General features: G+C 43.0%; 14 protein-coding genes. 4 read left to right on the top strand and 10 right to left on the bottom strand.

Going from position 1 to position 18,379, the window contains the following annotated elements:
* The first annotated feature begins 24 nt into the window (after positions 1 to 24).
* Entirely contained in the window at positions 25 to 882 is an 858-nt protein-coding gene (locus ACQEXS_RS06295; RefSeq protein ID WP_427009712.1) for a mechanosensitive ion channel family protein, read from the top strand.
* A 70-nt stretch (positions 883 to 952) separates the two neighbouring features.
* Here ACQEXS_RS06295 and ACQEXS_RS06300 read toward each other — a convergent pair whose 3' ends face one another.
* The gene (locus ACQEXS_RS06300; protein WP_367989648.1) at positions 953 to 1,225 is read right to left on the bottom strand and encodes a hypothetical protein; all 273 of its coding nucleotides are present in this window, start codon (positions 1,223 to 1,225) and stop codon (positions 953 to 955) included.
* A 501-nt stretch (positions 1,226 to 1,726) separates the two neighbouring features.
* On the opposite strand from ACQEXS_RS06300, the gene ACQEXS_RS06305 reads away from it, so the two are divergent.
* Positions 1,727 to 3,796, top strand: a complete 2,070-nt coding sequence (locus tag ACQEXS_RS06305; RefSeq protein WP_427013198.1) for an EAL domain-containing protein — start codon at positions 1,727 to 1,729, stop codon at positions 3,794 to 3,796.
* 47 nt (positions 3,797 to 3,843) lie between these two features.
* Here ACQEXS_RS06305 and arsB read toward each other — a convergent pair whose 3' ends face one another.
* Together arsB and ACQEXS_RS06315 are read right to left on the bottom strand one after the other, a co-directional pair.
* Entirely contained in the window at positions 3,844 to 4,911 is a 1,068-nt protein-coding gene (gene arsB, locus ACQEXS_RS06310; RefSeq protein ID WP_427013199.1) for an ACR3 family arsenite efflux transporter, read from the bottom strand.
* Between the two features lie 105 nt (positions 4,912 to 5,016).
* Positions 5,017 to 5,358 carry an ArsR/SmtB family transcription factor gene (locus ACQEXS_RS06315; RefSeq protein ID WP_374144855.1) on the bottom strand — a complete coding sequence of 114 codons (342 nt, stop codon included), beginning with the start codon at positions 5,356 to 5,358 and terminating at the stop codon, positions 5,017 to 5,019.
* A gap of 172 nt (positions 5,359 to 5,530) precedes the next feature.
* Here ACQEXS_RS06315 and ACQEXS_RS06320 point away from each other — a divergent pair, with 172 nt between their 5' ends.
* Positions 5,531 to 8,278, top strand: a complete 2,748-nt coding sequence (locus ACQEXS_RS06320) for a M16 family metallopeptidase (RefSeq protein ID WP_427013200.1) — start codon at positions 5,531 to 5,533, stop codon at positions 8,276 to 8,278.
* 64 nt (positions 8,279 to 8,342) lie between these two features.
* Here the strand turns inward: ACQEXS_RS06320 and ACQEXS_RS06325 are convergent, their stop codons facing one another.
* Entirely contained in the window at positions 8,343 to 8,795 is a 453-nt protein-coding gene (locus ACQEXS_RS06325) for a hypothetical protein (protein WP_427009708.1), read from the bottom strand.
* 207 nt (positions 8,796 to 9,002) lie between these two features.
* On the opposite strand from ACQEXS_RS06325, the gene ACQEXS_RS06330 reads away from it, so the two are divergent.
* A complete protein-coding gene (locus ACQEXS_RS06330; RefSeq protein ID WP_427013201.1) occupies positions 9,003 to 9,518 on the top strand; it encodes a GNAT family N-acetyltransferase in 516 nt (171 codons plus the stop codon).
* Positions 9,519 to 9,572: 54 nt separating this feature from the next.
* Here the strand turns inward: ACQEXS_RS06330 and ACQEXS_RS06335 are convergent, their stop codons facing one another.
* The 6 genes from ACQEXS_RS06335 to ACQEXS_RS06360 all read right to left on the bottom strand — a co-directional run bounded on the left by ACQEXS_RS06335 (position 9,573) and on the right by ACQEXS_RS06360 (position 18,229).
* Positions 9,573 to 10,370, bottom strand: coding sequence for a Cof-type HAD-IIB family hydrolase (locus ACQEXS_RS06335; protein WP_427013202.1), 798 nt, complete (start codon positions 10,368 to 10,370; stop codon positions 9,573 to 9,575).
* 145 nt (positions 10,371 to 10,515) lie between these two features.
* Positions 10,516 to 11,145, bottom strand: coding sequence for an esterase/lipase family protein (locus tag ACQEXS_RS06340; protein WP_427013203.1), 630 nt, complete (start codon positions 11,143 to 11,145; stop codon positions 10,516 to 10,518).
* A gap of 167 nt (positions 11,146 to 11,312) precedes the next feature.
* Positions 11,313 to 12,107: a PhzF family phenazine biosynthesis protein gene (locus ACQEXS_RS06345; protein WP_427013204.1), complete on the bottom strand. Its 795-nt coding sequence runs from the start codon at positions 12,105 to 12,107 to the stop codon at positions 11,313 to 11,315.
* A 162-nt stretch (positions 12,108 to 12,269) separates the two neighbouring features.
* Positions 12,270 to 15,101, bottom strand: coding sequence for an FAD-binding and (Fe-S)-binding domain-containing protein (locus tag ACQEXS_RS06350; protein WP_427013205.1), 2,832 nt, complete (start codon positions 15,099 to 15,101; stop codon positions 12,270 to 12,272).
* Between the two features lie 137 nt (positions 15,102 to 15,238).
* Positions 15,239 to 16,378: an FMN-dependent L-lactate dehydrogenase LldD gene (lldD, locus tag ACQEXS_RS06355; protein ID WP_427013206.1), complete on the bottom strand. Its 1,140-nt coding sequence runs from the start codon at positions 16,376 to 16,378 to the stop codon at positions 15,239 to 15,241.
* Between the two features lie 162 nt (positions 16,379 to 16,540).
* A complete protein-coding gene (locus ACQEXS_RS06360; RefSeq protein WP_427013207.1) occupies positions 16,541 to 18,229 on the bottom strand; it encodes an L-lactate permease in 1,689 nt (562 codons plus the stop codon).
* Positions 18,230 to 18,379 lie beyond the last annotated feature (150 nt).

An 18,379-nucleotide genomic window follows, 5' to 3' on the forward strand; every position in this document is an offset into this window, starting at 1 on the left:
CCTTAATCATAACAGGAGTTGGGTATGGAGAAGTTTCAGGCCGTAATCGATTTTCTTCTCACTCATAAATTGGTCTTTACTGCGTTGATTATTTTCCTCATTTGGGGAATTAAGCGCATTACGCTTTCCAAGATTCGAGGCGAGGCTGCTTTCGTTTCAGAAGAGCAGCGCATGTGGATGTCTCGGACCAAAAACGGTGCATTCACTATCACGATTTTAATACTGTTTATTCTATGGCAGTCAGAAATAAATGAATTTGCACTGTCGGTGACTGCGATTGCGGTAGCGATCGTTGTGGCATCGAAAGAAATCATTCTTTGTTTTACCGGGTCAATTCAACGAGCAAGTTCGCGTTCATTTCGTATCGGAGATTGGATTGAGGTAGGGAAATTATGTGGTGAGGTGATTGAGCACAATATGATGGCAACGGTCATACAGGAAATCGATCTGCATCATGGGCAATATCATTACACCGGAAAGACCGCGACATTACCCAATAGCATGTTTTTTACCTACCCGGTGAAAAACCTCAATTTTATGAAACGCTATGTTTACCACAATTTCTCGATTGTGGTGCCAAAATTCGTCAACCTTTACCCACTTGTTCCAGAGATCACGAATAAGATTGAAGAGCATTGCAGTTATTTTATCGATGTCGCAAGACGTTACAACACAATGATAGAGAAGCACGCAGGGGTCGATTTGCCGGGTTCAGAGCCTCATATTCATATTACCAGCGCTTCAACAGGGGAGCAGCAGGTGCACTTTATGATTTTCTGCCCTACGGATAAAGCTGTACACTTAGAGCAATTGATACGGGAAGATTTTATGACGCTTTACGCGGTGGCATTTCCTGAGGAAATATTAAATCCAACGACTTGAAGCGATTCAAATATATAATTCATTTGTTAAAGGCATGTTTAATTAAGCATGCCTTTGTTTTATCTGATATTTAATATGATGAAGAGAGAGAAAAGGGATGATTGCATTGGTCGTGTAGTCGATTGAAATATTCTTCTCGTTTATAGCTTAATATTTCTTTAATTATTTCTTGTTTAGCCGATTCACCAAAATGTGTTGCGTGATATTGGATACGTTCAATATCTGGTGGAGACAGGCGATACACTTCTTTTTGGAGTTTCTGCTGTGCTTCGCTTTTGATGAGGCCTTGAGATTGAAGCAACTGAATAAGTACTTTATCAAATGGGTGATTTCTTTTTGACATAACATCACTACTAGTTTTATTTCATTTTACTTAAATAAAATATTATAAAAAACTTAATTAAATTCAGAGTTCTGTTAGGAATTTGTATTAAATTGGTTTTCTAATAATTGATATTTTAACGAATATTAAAATATATTATTTATTTTAAAAGATGCCATTCATATTAGAAAGTAAAAAAAACTTATAGGCCGATAATTAATTTATCGACACGATAAATTAATTGAATGGACGAAATGAGTGCAAACAGATAATGTGCGCGCGCGTAACCTGAGAGACCATTTTTCCTTAATTACTCAAACATGCTTGTCGTTCGACAAAGAGTAGCAGGGATTCAGTATTATTAAGAATTCACCAAAGAGTGTCACTGAAGGGTCCTCAGGGAGCACCAGTTGGCGCTGTTGAATGATCAACCTATGCAACAAGCATTGAAACTCATGGACTTAGTTTGCGACGGTTTTCGATCAGGCTTTGCCTGAATGTTGTTGGATTATTAAGTCATAAATGAACATAAAACCTGTTTACTTCTTTCTTACGAAAGTATCTGAAAACGCGTACCTAAATGGTCTATGTAACGTTTTCGTTATGCTTCTACCGGTCTCTTTAATGTCGGCATTTACCATGCTGCTTGGCAACGGTGCAATGCTGCTGGGGCTTGACGGTGTCTCAGAGTTCCTGATTAACACCAGTGGGCTGACCTGGAAACTATTTCCATTTTTGCTGGTTGTTTACTTCTCGAACTTTCTGTCGACGTATCATAAGCTTTCGCGGGCAACGATTATCACTCCAGCTTTGCTGATCTACGTTATCTTGTGTTCTGAGTGGGGATGGTTACATCCGGGAACGGTGAGTCCAACGAACTATCCGTTAGCCATCATAGTGCCGCTTTTGGTGTGTTTCTCTGTAAGGTTTATGCACCGCCATAAACTGTTTTTAGAGTCAGAATTACCCAACGTTGTCGATCAGTCGCTGAATCTTGTTGGTGCGACGATCTTGTTGGTGGTTTTCTATTCTTTGGTCGGTTATGCCGTGAAAGAGTCGGTTGATGTGCTAGGTGGTATTAGCCGGTTGATCCCTGACTTGAATTCGTACGCTTTGTCCGATGCGCTGATTTATGAATTTTTACGTAACTTGTTTTGGTCAATGGGTATCAATGGTCACATCATTTTTTCGCCATATAAATCAGAGTTGTATGAGTTTACGCGTCAAAGCTATGAATTACATGAAACGATGGGGGCTCCATTACCGATCCTCACCAGTAATTTTTATGACATTTATGCAGGTATGGGTGGGGCCGGTAATTGCATGAGCTTAGTGCTCTGCATGTTGTTCTTCACGCGTAATAGAGGCTACCGAACTTTAGCTGCCGCAGTGCTCGTCCTCAGCATTTTTAATATCAATGAACCTATTTTATTTGGCTTACCTGTGATTTTTAACCCGGTGTTAGTCATCCCATTTTTAACGGTTCCGTTAGTGAGCTTGACAGTGGCGTATTTTGCAACGCAACAGGGCTGGGTACATCCGGTGTCAGAAATCATCAGTTGGATGACGCCTCCGCTCGCAAGCGGTTATATTGCAACGGGTCATGATTGGTCTGCGGTTGGGTTGCAAATCATTATTCTGGTGATAGGAATCTTGATCTATTACCCATTTTTTAAGCAGATGGATAAGGTGGTTGGAAGTCATACCGTGTTTTCTAAGGGCATGTCGGATAACTTTTTTAACTATCAAGAATTGGGCAGTAGCCGAAATGTGATGGGGCTGCTACCGCAAATGAGCAGCAACTTGGCGGCGCAGCGTCATGTGAGCGATTTACAGAAAAACGGGGACTTTATCTTGTTTTATCAGCCACAATACGATTGCGGCAAAGACTGCATTGCATCATTGGAGGTGTTGATTCGTCACCGAAGCAACGATGGAGTCATTAGCCCTCCATCTTTCCTCACCAGTTTTGCCAAGCTTGGGTTAAATAGTGAAATGGATATGTGGGTGCTTAAGACAGCCTTGGAAGAAGTGGCACCACTTGCTAAAAATCCAGTCTTCCGGATATCGATAAATATATCGCCAGAGACCTTTCTGGTTCCCGATTTTGCACAAATGGTGATCAAGCTGATTAAAAGGAGCGCTCTGTCGTTTAATCAAGTGGAGTTTGAAATCACCGAAGAGTTGCTCATTCAAGATGAAATAACAACGTGGGCGGTATTTCAAGAACTGCGAAGTTATGGGATAAAAATTGCGTTAGATGATTTTGGATCAGGTTATTCCTCAATTGGTTACTTGAGCAAATTTGAATTTGATAAAGTGAAAATTGACCGCTCTTTGGTTCTCAATCTGAAACGCAAAAATGGCAGAGAAATGTTCCGCTTAACCAGCAAGCTGGTTAAGTTAACGGGAGCAGACATTGTTGTAGAAGGGGTTGAAACACGAGAGGAAGTGGAGTTTATCCTTGAGCAAGGAATTAAACTTATCCAAGGTTACTACTTTTACAAGCCTATGCCATTTGAAGACGTCGTGGCAAATTTGAATTTTTGCTGCTCTGAAGAGGATACAGAATACGAACACTACACGATGTAGTATTGAGCCCACCGTTTGGTGGGCTCTGTGCAGTTAATAAAGTGAAATCATGGCTGTTGGGTGATCCCCATTTTATGTGGATAGCGTTGCTTCATTTTAAGTGCAACGTTAACTAGTGCGATTAACACGGGTACTTCAATCAATGGTCCGATAACGCCAGCAAATGCTTGGTCTGAATTGAGTCCGAACACGGCGATGGCAACCGCTATTGCCAGTTCAAAGTTATTACCAGTAGCAGTGTAAGCGATAGACGCATTTTTATCGTAAGCAATGCCCATTTTCTTGCCAATAAAGAAGCTGGTAAAGAACATCAATACAAAATAAAGTGCGAGAGGGATAGCCACTCGAACAACGTCCATCGGCAATTGCAGGATCATCTCGCCCTTAAGGCTAAACATCAATACAATCGTCGCAAGCAGGGCGATCAGAGTGATTGGTGAGATAGCAGGAATAAAAACCGTGTTGTACCAGTGTTCGCCTTTTAACTTGACCAACCATTTACGGCTTAAATAACCAGCCAGGAATGGAATACCTAGATAAATCGCAACGCTTTCAGCAATGTCTAACATAGAGATATCAACGGTAAATCCTTGATAGCCAAGTAGCGGTGGCAATACCGTAATAAATAACCAAGCCATAAAGCTATAAGTCACAATTTGAAAAGCACTATTTAATGCGACGAGAGCAGCGCCGTATTCTTTATTACCACCACCAATATCGTTCCAGACCAATACCATGGCAATGCATCGAGCAAGCCCTATCAAGATAATACCGACCATGTAACCCGGTTTGTCGGCAAGGAAAGTAATGGCTAAGACAAACATCAGAATTGGGCCGACGATCCAGTTCATAATCAAAGAAAGCGTGATGGCCTTGCGATCTTTAGATACTTCACCTAACAACCCATAATTCACTTTAGCTAAAGGTGGATACATCATCAGAATTAACCCAATGGCTAAAGGAATGTTTGTTGAGCCAGCACTCATGGCTTCGTTCCATTCACTCACTTCAGGGAATAGGGCTCCGATTGCAACACCGATTGCCATTGCGAGGAAAATCCACAATGTGAGGTATTTATCAAGGAAGCTCATATTTGGCTTTGCGTTGTGATTCATAAGGAATCCTTAAAAATGTTCAATTGCTAACTAGTAATCGTTAATCGTCGTTTGGCGATTGTTTAAAAGAAATTAACCACCTATGGTTAGATAGGGCATCAACTGTTAAGAGAAAATGCCGTTAAATAGCGTTAGGTATTGTGATAACTGACCTTGGTTGATTCGGTAACAGGTCTTTGGTGGCATTGGTTCTGTCGTAATAAAGCCAGCCGATTTTAAAATGCGAAGGTGCTCCGATACGGTAGATTGTGCTAAACCTAACTCAGAGACCAAGTCGCTATTTAAGCAACCATCGACTTTGTCTAGGGTGTAGAGAATCTTCAGGATTCGGATACGGGCAGGGTGCGATAGCGCTTTTGACTGAAGAGCAAGTGTTTGTTCATCAAACAAATCTGATTCGCTTGTGCTCAGTGCAGAGTTATTCGTTGCGTTACATTTTGTCATAATAGATAGTTAATCGTCGAAAGGCGATTTATTCTGACCTGATTCCACATGAATAACAAGGAAAATATCGCCTAAAGTATGCATTTAATAATTGTATAATATCAACGGTTAGTTTTATAAATGATACATAAGTGTGGGTTATATTGTCGCGATACCAATAACAAGCAGTATGGCTATGAAAAAACTATTTCTTTTGATGTCCTTATTTATGTTGGGGTGCTCGCAGTCCAACACATCTACGCCGATAGAGGCGGACCCGTTGTGGGCTCAAGGTGAGCTAGATAACGGTTTGAAATATCACATTCGCTCTGTTGATGATGCGCCTGTTTCATTAAGACTTTTTTTCCATATCGGTTCTTTTGAAGAAACAGAGCAGCAACTAGGCTACGCCCACTTTGTTGAGCACATGGCCTTTAATGGTAGCAAACACTTCACCGCGAATGACGTCATCACCTTGTTTGAGAAATCTGGTGCGACATTTGGTGCGGACATCAACGCTCATACTGATTATCACGAAACCGTTTACAAGCTCGATCTTCCTGATAAAACGGATCTAGATACAGCTTTACTTTGGTTTAGAGATATCGCTGACGGTTTAACGTTTCCCGCTGATGAAGTAGAGAAAGAGAAAGGCGTTATTCTTGGCGAATTCCGTCGCCATCGCCCGGAAAACAAGTCACTTGCGGAAAAAGTCTATGAAAAAATGATCGCAGGTAGTGGCTATGAGCATAGAGATCCGATAGGAACCAAAGAGATTGTTGAAACGGCCACCTCCGACTCGTTAAATGCGTTTTACCAACAGTGGTACCAACCCCAGTATGCAGAAATTGTTCTAACGGGTGACATTACCGCTGAGCAAGCAAGGGCAATGATTGCGGAGAAATTCAAAGATTGGCAAGCAACGCACGATGAACCACTGCCGGAAAAGCCAAAGCTGAAGTTAAAAACACAAGATTTTGTCGATGTTGTTAGTGAGTTTGAATCGCCAAGCTTAAGTATCAATATTCACCGTGGTGATGGGGTTACTAACACCCGTTCATCTTTGATCGAATATTGGTTAGATGACATCGCCCAACAGTTGATTGCTCAACGTTTAAATAATGCATTCACAGACGCAGCCATTCCAGCGCAAAGCATATATTCTGAAACCTACTATTCACATGGCGAGCGTTATAGTGTCACTGGTACATCATTTCCAGCAGCCGATAGAGCAGCGGCTCAAGGGTTATTTATCGGGGAATTGGCATCACTAAGAGATCATGGTGTATTTCAAAGTGAAGCGGATGCAATTTTGTCGTACTACCATGAGTTACTCAAGCATGTTGCGTTTGACTGGAGCAAACTCACCGCAGTGGATTTTGCAGAAGAGCGATCAATCTTCTTGTCTGTCAGCCAACTGAACCAGTCTGAAGATGATTATCGTCAAAGCCTAAAACAGCTACTTAATGAAGCAAGTTTGAAGCGACTAAACCAGCAAATACATAGTTTATTGAGTGCAGAAAAGAGCTTTGAGTTAGGGCTGGATGAAAGTGAATCCATGGTTGAGCTACAAAACTCACTGCCTGATTTGAAAGAAAAGTTTGCTCTTGCAGGTGTCATGCCGCTTGCCATGGCGGTCAAAGAATCTGGTTTGAAAGAGCCAGAAAATATGGGTGTTATTGTTTCAAGAAATGATGAAACGGACAATTTTGTGATTTGGAAACTGTCGAATGGCATCGAAGTTTGGTTTCAACAGGACCAAACAGCGGGTGATACTGCAAATGTATTCTTGACCAGTATCGGTGGTAAGGCGGCTCTGGAGCCTGATTTATTTGCCGCTGCTGAGCTGGCGATCCCTGTAGTGACACGCAGTGGTATTGCAAACTATTCAGGTGCGCAGTTTGATTCTTACCTGAGAACCAACAACATCAGCGTGCACCCGTTTATTGGTTTCACTCGTCATGGCATTGAAATTGTCACCCCAAAAGACAAGATCGGTGAGGCATTAAAGGTACTTTATAATATTCATACGGATATTAAGGTAGAACCTAAACAGATAGAAACGGTTAAAAAGGAGTTCTATCAAGATCTTGACCGTTATTACAACTCGCCAGTAGGGCAGTGGAATAGACAGATTAACGCCAATACTTATCAACCACAAAGTCGGCACCATGCATTGACCAATCCTGATCTTGCCTTGGTTACTGATAAGCAAATCCAAGACGTACACACTCAATTGTTTGGAAAGTTACGTAACAATAAGTTGGTGATCATCGCGGATTTAGAGCCCTCTCAGCTGATTCACGTATTACGCACCTATGCTGCGGCAATCAGCTTTGAACCTGCTGATATTCCGAGCTTTAATGTTGCTTATATAGAGTCACCGCAATCACGTATTCAGATGGCAGTAAACAACGAAAAAAGCACTAACTATTTATTGCGAGTAACCAACCGTAGTGCCACGCCGGGCAGTGCAAGGCTGGCATTCGTCGATGATTTGATCCAACGTTTATTGGTAAAAAGACTCGATAGTTATGTGAGAGAAGAGCTTGGACTTGATTATGCTCCCACTGCTTTTTCAGCTAGTCAAGATAGCGAACCAAGCACTGACTGGTTTATTGAAGCTCAGGTTGCTCCAAGCGATGTCGTGAAAATTGAAACTGCCATCGACAAAGTAGTGCATACGTTGGGTGATAACATAACTCAGGAAGAACTGAATATCGTTGCTAAGCAATTGGCAATCGCTCTTAGAGGTTTAGAAAACGAAATCGCAGATCGAGGTTGGTTTTATAGCCGTTACCTGATCCACGGTTATGGTATTGATATACTTCAAAATGTTGAGGCATCTTCATACAGCATCACTTTGGACGAAGTGAAGCAGCGGCTTAATGAGGCATTTGGTCAGGATGCGATGTTTGTAAAATATGTATTGAGTCCTGAATAACATTATCGAGAGTCACTAAACCCCAAAAGCCCTCCTATGAACGGAGGGCTTTTTTCTTATTGCTTTAAGCTGAATAATCTTTGAGAAACTGCTTCAATATTGGTAGGCCAGATATGCCATTTTGTTCTGCTTTTAAGCAGTGATATATCGCGGTTTCATGAGCTGCGATGAGAACAAGTGCTTCATCATCTGATGCTTCTTGTGACCATAAACGGTATTTGTTTTCGTAAGGTTCAACCCAGCTGGTTAATGTGTCAATTAACGCGTTATACGGGAGCTCTATCCATTTAGCTGCATCAGCAATGCCTTTGTTTATCATGTCTGCATCATGACGGTTGTAGCTGATGTGATGTTTTTCTAACTCGATTTCTAGTAGATCTGCTGTTCGTATCTCAACATCAACTAAGTGCTGCCAAAACAATGAAGGAGATGCGTGTTGGTAGTGATTAACAAAGTGCGTGAAAAAAGCAATGCCATAGACTTCGCCTTGATAGGCACTGAAGATACGTTGAGTCATAAGGAAGCTCATCAGAACTAAAGGGCTGATGGTAAATGTTTGTGTTAATGAATGGAAGTGATAGTCAGAACGGAGTTTAACGGCGCAATGAAAGATTGTGAGACTAAGTGATAGCGCACTGTTTTATGCTAACAGTAGCTTATTATATAAGGATCAAGGATTTAGTCGCAGTGACTTTCCGTAGTGTGTGGTCACGGGAGTATATGGATGAAACTGATAACCCCTTCGTTTGAATTAGAGGCAGAGTTTAGTGCGTTTTATCATGACTTGTTGCTCAATGATAATGAAAACGCAGAATATTACCAAGACAGTGCCGTGGATTTTGACCATTATGTCCAGCGTTTAATAGACGAATCGCTTGGTCTGCATTTACGTGAAGGGTACGTACCTTGTAGTCACTTCTGGTTGGTGGATGAGTCACAAACAATCATAGGTATTGTCCGTGTTCGACATAATATCGATACCGATTTTCTTGCCCGGGAAGCAGGGCACATTGGTTATTGTGTTGCGCCTGCTTTTCGTCGTAAAGGGCTTGGAACTTTGATGTTAAAACTGGCTTTGTTAGAGGCTCAGAAGCTGGGGATCCAATCCGCTTTATTAACCGCAAATGAGTTTAATATTGGTTCACGAAGGGTGATTGAGGCTAATGGAGGCAAGTTTGATAAGGTGATTCAGGGAGAAGTTATTCGAGATCCCATCGTTCGCTACTGGATCTCCTTATGAGGAAACCTATACAGCCAGCGTTTAACGTTGGCTGTATAGGTTTCTACAATTTGCTCAGAGTACTTGCTGTTTTATCACAGTTAAAACGCCCGCATCGATATTGCTTGGCGCCTTAAATCGAGCGATCTCTTTTACTTTTGGGTGTGCGTTTTCCATCGCATATGAATGATAGCTAGCTTGTAACATCTCTAAGTCATTCAAATAGTCACCAAAGCTCATGGTTTCTTCATAGGAAAAGCCTAACGTATTTTGCAAATGCGCTATGGCTGCGCCTTTTGACGCTTTAGCGTTCATGACATCAAGCCAAATTTTTGCGCTGACAACCACTTGATGACTGTTGCCAAACTGTTGGCTGAACGAAGGGTAAACTAACGCTTCAGTTCCATCAAAATGACAAATCGCGACTTTGATGAAAGTGTCTTCAACAGAGAGCAAATCTTCAACGTATTGACAGCGCTTGTAATATTTACTGAATTCAGCCAGCGCTTTAGGATCTTGTGTTTCAATATAGGCTGAGTTTTTTCCGCAAAGCACAATGTACGCATCAGGGATAGCTCTGGCTTGTTCAACGATGTTTATAATTTCTTCTTTACTAATCGAACAACTGTAAAGCTCCTCGCCTTTATGCATTACCAATGTGCCATTTTCGGCAATAAACATCATGCGATCTTTTATCGGTTCAAAGGTGTCGATGAGGCTGTAATACTGTCGACCAGAAGCAGCGGCAAAGATAACGTTGTTTTGCTCTAATTGTTGGTGGAGGTTAAAAAACTCAGGGTTTAACTGGCTGTTCTCATCGAGTAGGGTTCCGTCCATATCGGCGGCGATAAATTTTATATTGGGCTGTGACATGAAATAGATACTTATTTTATTATGTTGAATTGTGACAGGTGCGTTGTGCTGCAGTCATACTCCGTTAAAGTACAACAATTCTTCGATTTCTCAACCATTATCTAAGCGAATATTTTGAATGTCTCACCTGCATCGTAGCGGTGAATTAATGATGCTGCGAATGTCGAAACTCATCGTTGCGAATAAAGTATTCTATTTGCTTTGGTACAAAGGAGCTGTAAATAATGCTGGTATGAGTTTGTGGGATTTCTAAGTGATCTGTCATGCCATCAATTTTTGTTTCTTCAATGGTTACAGTACCATCAGAAAGATCATTACCATCCATCATTAGTAAGGCTCTTGCCCCAAATGGTACCGTTCCAGCAATGCTGCCAAGCTTTTGTGGATAAATCCATTTGTCTTCATGTGTTGTTAAACCATGTTCTGGAGAGTTTCCAAGCATGGCACCAAACCCCAGATCTTGTATCCGTTTAACAATGGAAGCCCCCTGAAGCGGGGAGCCCAACGCAATAACATGAGAAATATGCTTAGCAGTTGGCTTCCGTGCAGCAAGATAATACTTAATCATTAAACCACCAAGACTGTGGCCTACCAACACGTTAGTTTCAGTTTGGCTCAACGCTGTGTCTATGGCATCAAAAACTTTATGTTCATTAATAGCGAGAGTGTTATAGGTGAGTACTTTGGTTTGGTAACCTAGCTTGCGAAGTTTTTGGCTGAGTGGATGCATCACTAGCCCGTGCATATATAGGCCATGGAGAATGATGATTTTCATTACTGCCTCCTTCCCAAATAAGTGAACGCTTCTCCAAGGAACACGTTAAGCTTTGTTAAAGTGCTTTTGGATACAAATACCGTATTGAAAATGCAGAAAAAGAGCAATGGAAAAAGTGTCAAATTTTGCCCTGATTCCATTGCTTAGACTGAGTTTTATATTGCGGGTTAAATAAATATTTTACCGTGAGAGTAGAGCACCGCATCACCTGAGATTAAAACTCGCTCTTCAAGTAAATGACAGTATAAGACGCCGCCACGCTTTGACGCTTGGAAGGCTTTCAGGTTGGATTTGTTGAGCTGCTCTCCCCAGTAAGGGGCAAGTCCGGCATGAATTGAGCCCGTTACAGGATCTTCATCTCCACCATTGGCAGGCCAGAAATAACGAGAAACAAAATCAAAGCCAGTTTCAGAAGGAGCACTCACGACTACATCATAGGGAGCCAGTTTTTTTAGCTGTTCACTGTTGGTTTGGATGCTCTTCACCTGCTGCTCATTTTCATAAATAGCGAAATAAGCTTGCGAGCTTTTTAGTACCTTTACCGGAGCGATGGAAAGTCCTTCCAGAAGTTCGACTGGTGGTTGTGCCACATGTTCAGGCTTACGGTTAGGAAAGCTCATATGTATACGGCTGTCCGGTGTCTGTTCTACCGTCAATACACCAACAGAAGCAGTGTCAAAGGTGATTTGCTGGCTGGCATCAAAGTGCTTAAACAAAACAAACGCAGCAGCCAAAGTTGCATGACCGCAGAAATCGACTTCGGTTAATGGTGAAAACCAACGAATCTGATATTCATCATGACCTAATTGCTTTACAAAAGCGGTTTCAGAGAGGTTATTTTCTGCTGCAATATTTTGCATTAATTCATCGCTTAACCAGTCTGCTACGGGAATGACTGCTGCTGAGTTTCCTGAAAACTTCTGGTTGGTGAATGCGTCGCACACAAATATTTCTAGTTCCATTTCAGCTCCTTTGAGTTGTGATGCCACAAACATATGAGTTTTTATGCATTTTATAAGTGATAAAATGTAACGATGCGAAGCATGTTGCCCAAACTGACGATGAAAGAGGATTTCAAGTAAATTCAGGCCCCAAAGCATAGAGCCTAAATTTAAAAGAATGGGCTATTTTGCAGTAGATACTTCATCAACCAAATACAATATTGATTGGTAAGGCACACCACTGTGGTGAGATAAGCCAATTTCACACGTGCGACTGTTACTAAAACCACGCTTACAGTGTGACGGGACTTGAGATTTCAATGGATGCACCGCCGCTTCATTTAACTCTGGTGTGGTAAACCCTTTGTCACCAGCCCAGCCACAACATTGGATGTGTTCTGGAACAATCACCTCAGACACACACGCTTGTGCCAACTTCAACATGTCGTTTTCCAATCCCATTCTTCGTGAGCTACACGTGACATGAAGCATGACGGTTTCTTGCTGTGGTGTGATCTCCAAATGTTCGAGCAAAAATTGGCTGACAAAACCTGTTGGTTCATAAATTTTGATTGGTTTACTAAATTGCTCAATACTGCGTTTCGCACATGGGCTGGTGTCCATCAATACAGGAAGTTGGCCTTGTAAAGTCGCATGCCAGAGCAGTTCTTCGAGTTGCTGAGATTTGCGCTTCGCAATGTCGTTCATTCCTTTGCTGTCATAGGGCATTCCACAACATTGTTCTGTGAGTTGATTAGGAATAATAACGTGGTATCCGGCTTTCTCCAGTAACGAAAGAGTCACTTCTGTCAATGGCCGTTGATCGGCGGCACTCACTTGTTGTCCCATATTCCGGCTAGCGCAAGAAGGAAGGTAAACAACACGTTTTTCTTGAGTGTGGTTTGTGATGATTTCCGGCTTATGAGTATTGGCTTGTGGCATCTCTGCAAGCCAGAAAGGCGTTGCACCTTTAGTTAAGGTTCGTAACCCATTGGTGAGTTTACCGACATTGTTTTCCCCCAAGACTTTAACGGCCAGTTGATTGGATTTTAAGCCGGCGCGGGCAAGGGTGGTCGTAGTTGAGAAATGGTTAGCGGTCCAACGTGCGATTGGTGTGAACTTCTCATACTTTATTGTACGGAGTTGTTTTACCAGATCGCCTGTGTTGATCCCAACAGGACAACGATCAGCACATAAACCTGTGGCAGCACAGGTATCAAGCCCTTGATATTCGAAGATCTTTGCCAGTTCAGATGCTTCTGTTTGCTCTCCGGCAGCTTGCCTACGCTGAAGCTCGCGATAAAGCACAATACGTTGTCGTGGAGAGAGTGTAAGGGTTCGAGAAGGGCAAACAGGTTCACAGAAACCACATTCGATACAACGGTCGACTATCGGGTCAGCCGCAGGCATCGGTTTTAGGTTTTCGATATGTGAGTTCGGGTTGGTATTGATGATTACACCAGGGTTTAGCAAGCCTTCAGGATCGAATAAGGCTTTGATTTTTTGCATCAGCGCATAACCATCTTTTCCCCATTCAAGCTCCACATACGGGGCCATATTTCGGCCTGTTCCATGCTCCGCTTTTAACGAACCTTGATATTTGACGGCGACTAAATCGGCTACATCATCCATAAATCCGCCATAGCGTTGGATTTCGGTTTGTGAGTCGAATCCTTGGGTAAACACAAAGTGAAGGTTACCTTCAAGCGCATGACCAAAAATAATGGCTTCATTGTATTGGTATTTATCGAATAACGCTTGTAAATCACGAACTCCATTGGCCAAGTTGTCGACAGGAAAGGCGACATCTTCAATGATCACAGTTGTACCCACTTCTCGCACAGCACCTACTGCGGGGAACATACCTTTGCGGATACCCCAAAGTGTGGCAACGGTTTTTGCTTCAGATGTAAAAGAGACTGATTGGATGATGTTGTAACTGGTAAGTGAAGCCATAATGGATTGGCATTGAGTATCCAATTCATCTTGATTTTTTGCATGAGACTCAACTAGCAGCGCAGCAGCTTCTAAGTCTAACGCTTGCATAAAATCAGGCATTCCAGCTTTGTCAGCTACTGAACGCATTGCGCGACCATCCATGAGCTCGACGGCAGCAACAGGTGTTTTCGATAAAGTTGTTACAGCGCGGCTTGCTTCTTCGATATTTGAGAAAACGAGCAAAGCAGAGGCTTTATACGCATGTTCAACAACGGTGTTGTAGGTAATTTCAGCGATGAACCCTAACGTACCTTCTGAGCCAATCATAAGATGTTGTAAAACATCGATTGGATCTTGATAGTCGACCAACGCATTGAGGGCATAACCGGTGGTATTTTTAAGCCGATATTTATGGCGGATACGCTCAGCCAGTTCAGTGTTGCTGGTCGTTTCATGGCAAAGCTGCGTGATGCCTTCAATAAGATCAGGTCGTGCGGTTTTAAATGCAGTCACGCTTTCTGGGCTGGCGGTGTCTAGCACTGTTCCGTCACAAAACACAACTCTCATACTATCGACGGTGCGATAGGAATTCTGCGCTGTACCACAGCACATACCGCTGGCATTATTTGCAGCAATACCGCCAATTTTGCAGGTATTGATGGAAGCCGGGTCCGGCCCAATTTTTCTCTGGTAGGGTGCTAGGTATTTGTTGGCGTCAGCGCCAATCACGCCGGGTTGCAATAGAATTTTGTTCCCATCATCAATAATTTTATGATCGCGCCAGTCGTCGGTTAATGTGATTAGGACAGAGTCCGACACCGCTTGCCCTGATAAGCTGGTACCAGCGGCACGAAAGGTGAAAGGGATACTCAGCTTTTGGCAGCATTGGATGGTATAAATGATCTCTTCTAAATTCTTAAGCCGTAAAACAACCTTAGGTATCAGACGATAAAAGCTTGCGTCAGTGCCATAAGCGAGGCGCTTAGCCTCCTGCGTGATAATACGTTGTTTGTCTATCTGCAGCGCAAGTGTTTCCTCTAATTGTTTGTATTTAGCGAGGTCTTGTGTGTCTGCCATGCTTTGCTTCCTTGTGTATTGATTCTTGCTTTGCCCAAATCGCCTTAAAGCGCTCAGGTGTATTGTTATTTTTTGTTTTAAATCAGCAAGTAAAAGGTGTCACAGATAGAAACGATTTGCTGTGACACTCAAAAGGTTTACTTCATTTGCACCAATGAATCTTGAGAAAGATCAGAAATCTGCTTGGCTCCGGTTAAAGTCATGGCAACTCGCATTTCCTTATCATAGAGCTCAAGCAGGTTTTCAACACCAGCTTGACCATGGGTGGCTAGCGCATAAACAAATGAACGTCCGAGTAAAGTGCAATCGGCACCAAGGGCAAGCATACGAACCACATCGAGCCCGGTTCGTATTCCTGAATCGACTAAGATTTTTAAATCACCTTTGACGGCATCAGCGATTGCCGGAAGTGCTTTTGCAGAAGACATAACGCCATCTAATTGTCTTCCTCCATGATTAGAAACCACAATGCCATCAGCTCCAAAACGTACGGCATCTTTCGCATCTTCAGTATCTAGGATGCCTTTGATAACCATTGGACCATCCCAAAAATCACGAATCCATTCTAGGTCTTTCCAGCTAATTGATGGGTCGAAGTTAGCGCCTAGCCATCCGATGTAGTCTTCTAATTTGGTTGGTTCACCACGATAAGTGGATATGTTTCCGAGATCATGAGGTTTGCCGAGTAGCCCAACATCGACTGCCCAACGTGGATGGCGCATTGCTTGGAAAACACGTCTCATCGCTGCGTTTGGACCGCTCATGCCAGAATGCATATCGCGGTAACGTGCACCGGGGACGGGCATATCGACAGTGAAAACCAGTGTTGTGACCCCAGCAGCTTTTGCGCGCTCCAATACGTTTTTCATAAAGCCTCTGTCTTTAAGAACGTAGAGTTGAAACCACATTGGACGAGCGATGGTGGGCGCGACTTCTTCAATAGGGCACACCGAAACCGTTGACATGGTAAAGGGAATCCCCTTGTTATCTGCGGCTTTTGCTGCTTGAACCTCTCCGCGGCGCGCGTACATTCCGGTCAGACCTACAGGGGCTAATGCAATGGGCATCGACAGGTTTTCGCCAAACAGTTCTGTTTCTAGGTTTAATTCGGACATGTCATTGAGAACACGTTGACGCAGTGCAATATCGGCTAAGTCGCCGGTATTTCGTTTTAAGGTATGCTCGTTATAAGACCCGCCATCAATGTAATGGAACAAAAACGGGGGGAGCTTTGCTTTTGCCGCCGCACGGTAGTCAGTTGAAGCAGAAATAATCATAAATTCAGTCCTGAAATATCAAAATAATCAAATACGCCACAGGGATGGGAATTAGGTCACATATACAAAAAGAGGTGGTGCTGATACCCACGGTTATACATTCGCAATTAACTGGGAATGTTGGTACTTGTCGGGGATTGGATATCAGCACCAATGTCGCTGTCACATAAGAGCGTCGGTGGCGCCGAAGCTGTAAATAACCAATAGGCCAATCACCCCGGTTACAACTAAATAGTAGAAGGTTGGAATAACAGTTTTACGCAGTGTTGCACCTTCTCGTCCGAGTAATCCAACAGTGGCTGAAGCGGCAACAACGTTGTGTATAGCAATCATATTGCCTGCTGCGGCTCCCACCGCCTGAAGTGCAATCACGACGGCACTAGAAATACTGAGGGTTTGTGCAACTTCAAATTGAAATTGGCTAAACATCATATTGGAAACGGTGTTTGAACCAGCAATGAAAGCCCCTAAAGCTCCAACGGTTGCACTAAGGGCAGGGAAGGCCTCACCGACCAATCTTGCCGCAAAATTAGCAGTGGTGACTGGCATGCTGGCGAGTTCTGCGCCGTTTACACCTGAGTTAATGAAAATACGCACCATCGGGATAGTAAAAATCAATACAAAGCCCGCGCCGATCAAGGTTTTGCTCGATTCACCAAATGCTTTGCCCAGATGCGCTAGGCTGCGAGACTGGATCATGACAGCAAGCAAGGCGACAAAAACCAGAATGCCTCCCGGTAAATACAGCGGTTGAATGGCGGTACTTACTCCTGCTTCACCAAGAATGTTACTGAAAGAAAGACTGACACTTTTAAGCAGATTTTTGAAATCAGCACTGACGCGACTGGCCACCAGAATCACGGCAAGTAATACGTAAGGCAACCAAGCTACGACCATGTTCATTGGTTTAGTTTTGTGCTCATCCAAGTTGATTTTGAGTGAACCCAACCATTCTTTGGGCCATAGTACTTCTTTCTCAAAATCCCATGTTGATTTTGGAACAAGAAAACCCCGTTTGGCAGCCGATACGACAATGGCAAGGCCAACTAAACCGCCAATCAAAGAAGGAAATTCAGCGCCAAGGAATACACCGGTTAATGCATATGGAATTGTAAATGAAAGGCCAGCAAAAACGGCAAAGGGTAAAATGTCTAAGCCTTCTGTCCAGCTTCGATTTTTGCCGAAAAATCGGGTTAACATCATGGCCATCAGTACGGGTATTAACGTACCAACACAAGCATGGATCAGTGCGACATTCGATGTGATTTGTTGCAGGTAGACTTCCCAGCTTGAGCCGTTTGTAGCTAAGGTCTCACTGATATTATGAGTGTCCAGACCTTTGTTTACACCAACTATGATTGGCGTACCCACTGCACCAAATGATACAGGTGTAGATTGGATCATCATTCCCATGAGCACGGCGGCTAAAGCGGGAAAGCCAATCGCAACCAGTAGCGGGGCGGCAATGGCTGCAGGGGTACCAAAACCGGAAGCGCCTTCTATGAAAGACCCAAAGCACCAAGCAATGATGATGGCTTGAACTCGTCTATCGGCAGAAATATTGGTGAAACCGTTGCGAATGGTAGTGATGGCGCCAGTATGTTTTAAGGTGTTAAGCAAAAAGATAGCACCAAACACAATCCACAACACAGAAGCGGTAATGCCTAAACCTTGAAAGATTGAAGCAAGAATACGGCTGGTTGACATGTCCCAAAATACAGAAGCAATGACAACAGTTATTACAAATGCCACTGGCATGGCTTTTTTAGCAGGCCAATTAAGGCCAACTAATAATATGGCGGCGATCACAATGGGTGAGAAGGCCATCAAGGCTAATAGGGTTTCATTCATCGGTACATCCTCGTACGGGCTGATCCTTCCTTCTTCCGGAAGCTAAGTTCACTTAATTTTTATAGTTGTGATGTTTTTGTTAATACGGAGTGAATTTACTTCTTCCTTTTTTCTCGATATAGAGAAATAATGAAAATGATTAATTCCAAA

The organism is Vibrio sp. TRT 17S01 (assembly GCF_050113695.1).
GTDB lineage: Bacteria > Pseudomonadota > Gammaproteobacteria > Enterobacterales > Vibrionaceae > Vibrio.

What these genes read in the sequence shown, in the direction of transcription:
- ACQEXS_RS06300 (WP_367989648.1), bottom strand. Translation starts at nt 1,225, where the DNA reads ATGTCAAAAAGAAATCACCCATTTGATAAAGTACTTATTCAGTTGCTT.
- ACQEXS_RS06305 (WP_427013198.1), top strand. Translation starts at nt 1,727, where the DNA reads ATGAACATAAAACCTGTTTACTTCTTTCTTACGAAAGTATCTGAAAAC.
- arsB (WP_427013199.1), bottom strand. Translation starts at nt 4,911, where the DNA reads ATGAATCACAACGCAAAGCCAAATATGAGCTTCCTTGATAAATACCTC.
- ACQEXS_RS06330 (WP_427013201.1), top strand. Translation starts at nt 9,003, where the DNA reads ATGAAACTGATAACCCCTTCGTTTGAATTAGAGGCAGAGTTTAGTGCG.
- ACQEXS_RS06340 (WP_427013203.1), bottom strand. Translation starts at nt 11,145, where the DNA reads ATGAAAATCATCATTCTCCATGGCCTATATATGCACGGGCTAGTGATG.
- lldD (WP_427013206.1), bottom strand. Translation starts at nt 16,378, where the DNA reads ATGATTATTTCTGCTTCAACTGACTACCGTGCGGCGGCAAAAGCAAAG.
- ACQEXS_RS06360 (WP_427013207.1), bottom strand. Translation starts at nt 18,229, where the DNA reads ATGAATGAAACCCTATTAGCCTTGATGGCCTTCTCACCCATTGTGATC.
- ACQEXS_RS06295 (WP_427009712.1), top strand. Translation starts at nt 25, where the DNA reads ATGGAGAAGTTTCAGGCCGTAATCGATTTTCTTCTCACTCATAAATTG.
- ACQEXS_RS06335 (WP_427013202.1), bottom strand. Translation starts at nt 10,370, where the DNA reads ATGTCACAGCCCAATATAAAATTTATCGCCGCCGATATGGACGGAACC.
- ACQEXS_RS06350 (WP_427013205.1), bottom strand. Translation starts at nt 15,101, where the DNA reads ATGGCAGACACACAAGACCTCGCTAAATACAAACAATTAGAGGAAACA.
- ACQEXS_RS06325 (WP_427009708.1), bottom strand. Translation starts at nt 8,795, where the DNA reads ATGACTCAACGTATCTTCAGTGCCTATCAAGGCGAAGTCTATGGCATT.
- ACQEXS_RS06345 (WP_427013204.1), bottom strand. Translation starts at nt 12,107, where the DNA reads ATGGAACTAGAAATATTTGTGTGCGACGCATTCACCAACCAGAAGTTT.
- ACQEXS_RS06320 (WP_427013200.1), top strand. Translation starts at nt 5,531, where the DNA reads ATGAAAAAACTATTTCTTTTGATGTCCTTATTTATGTTGGGGTGCTCG.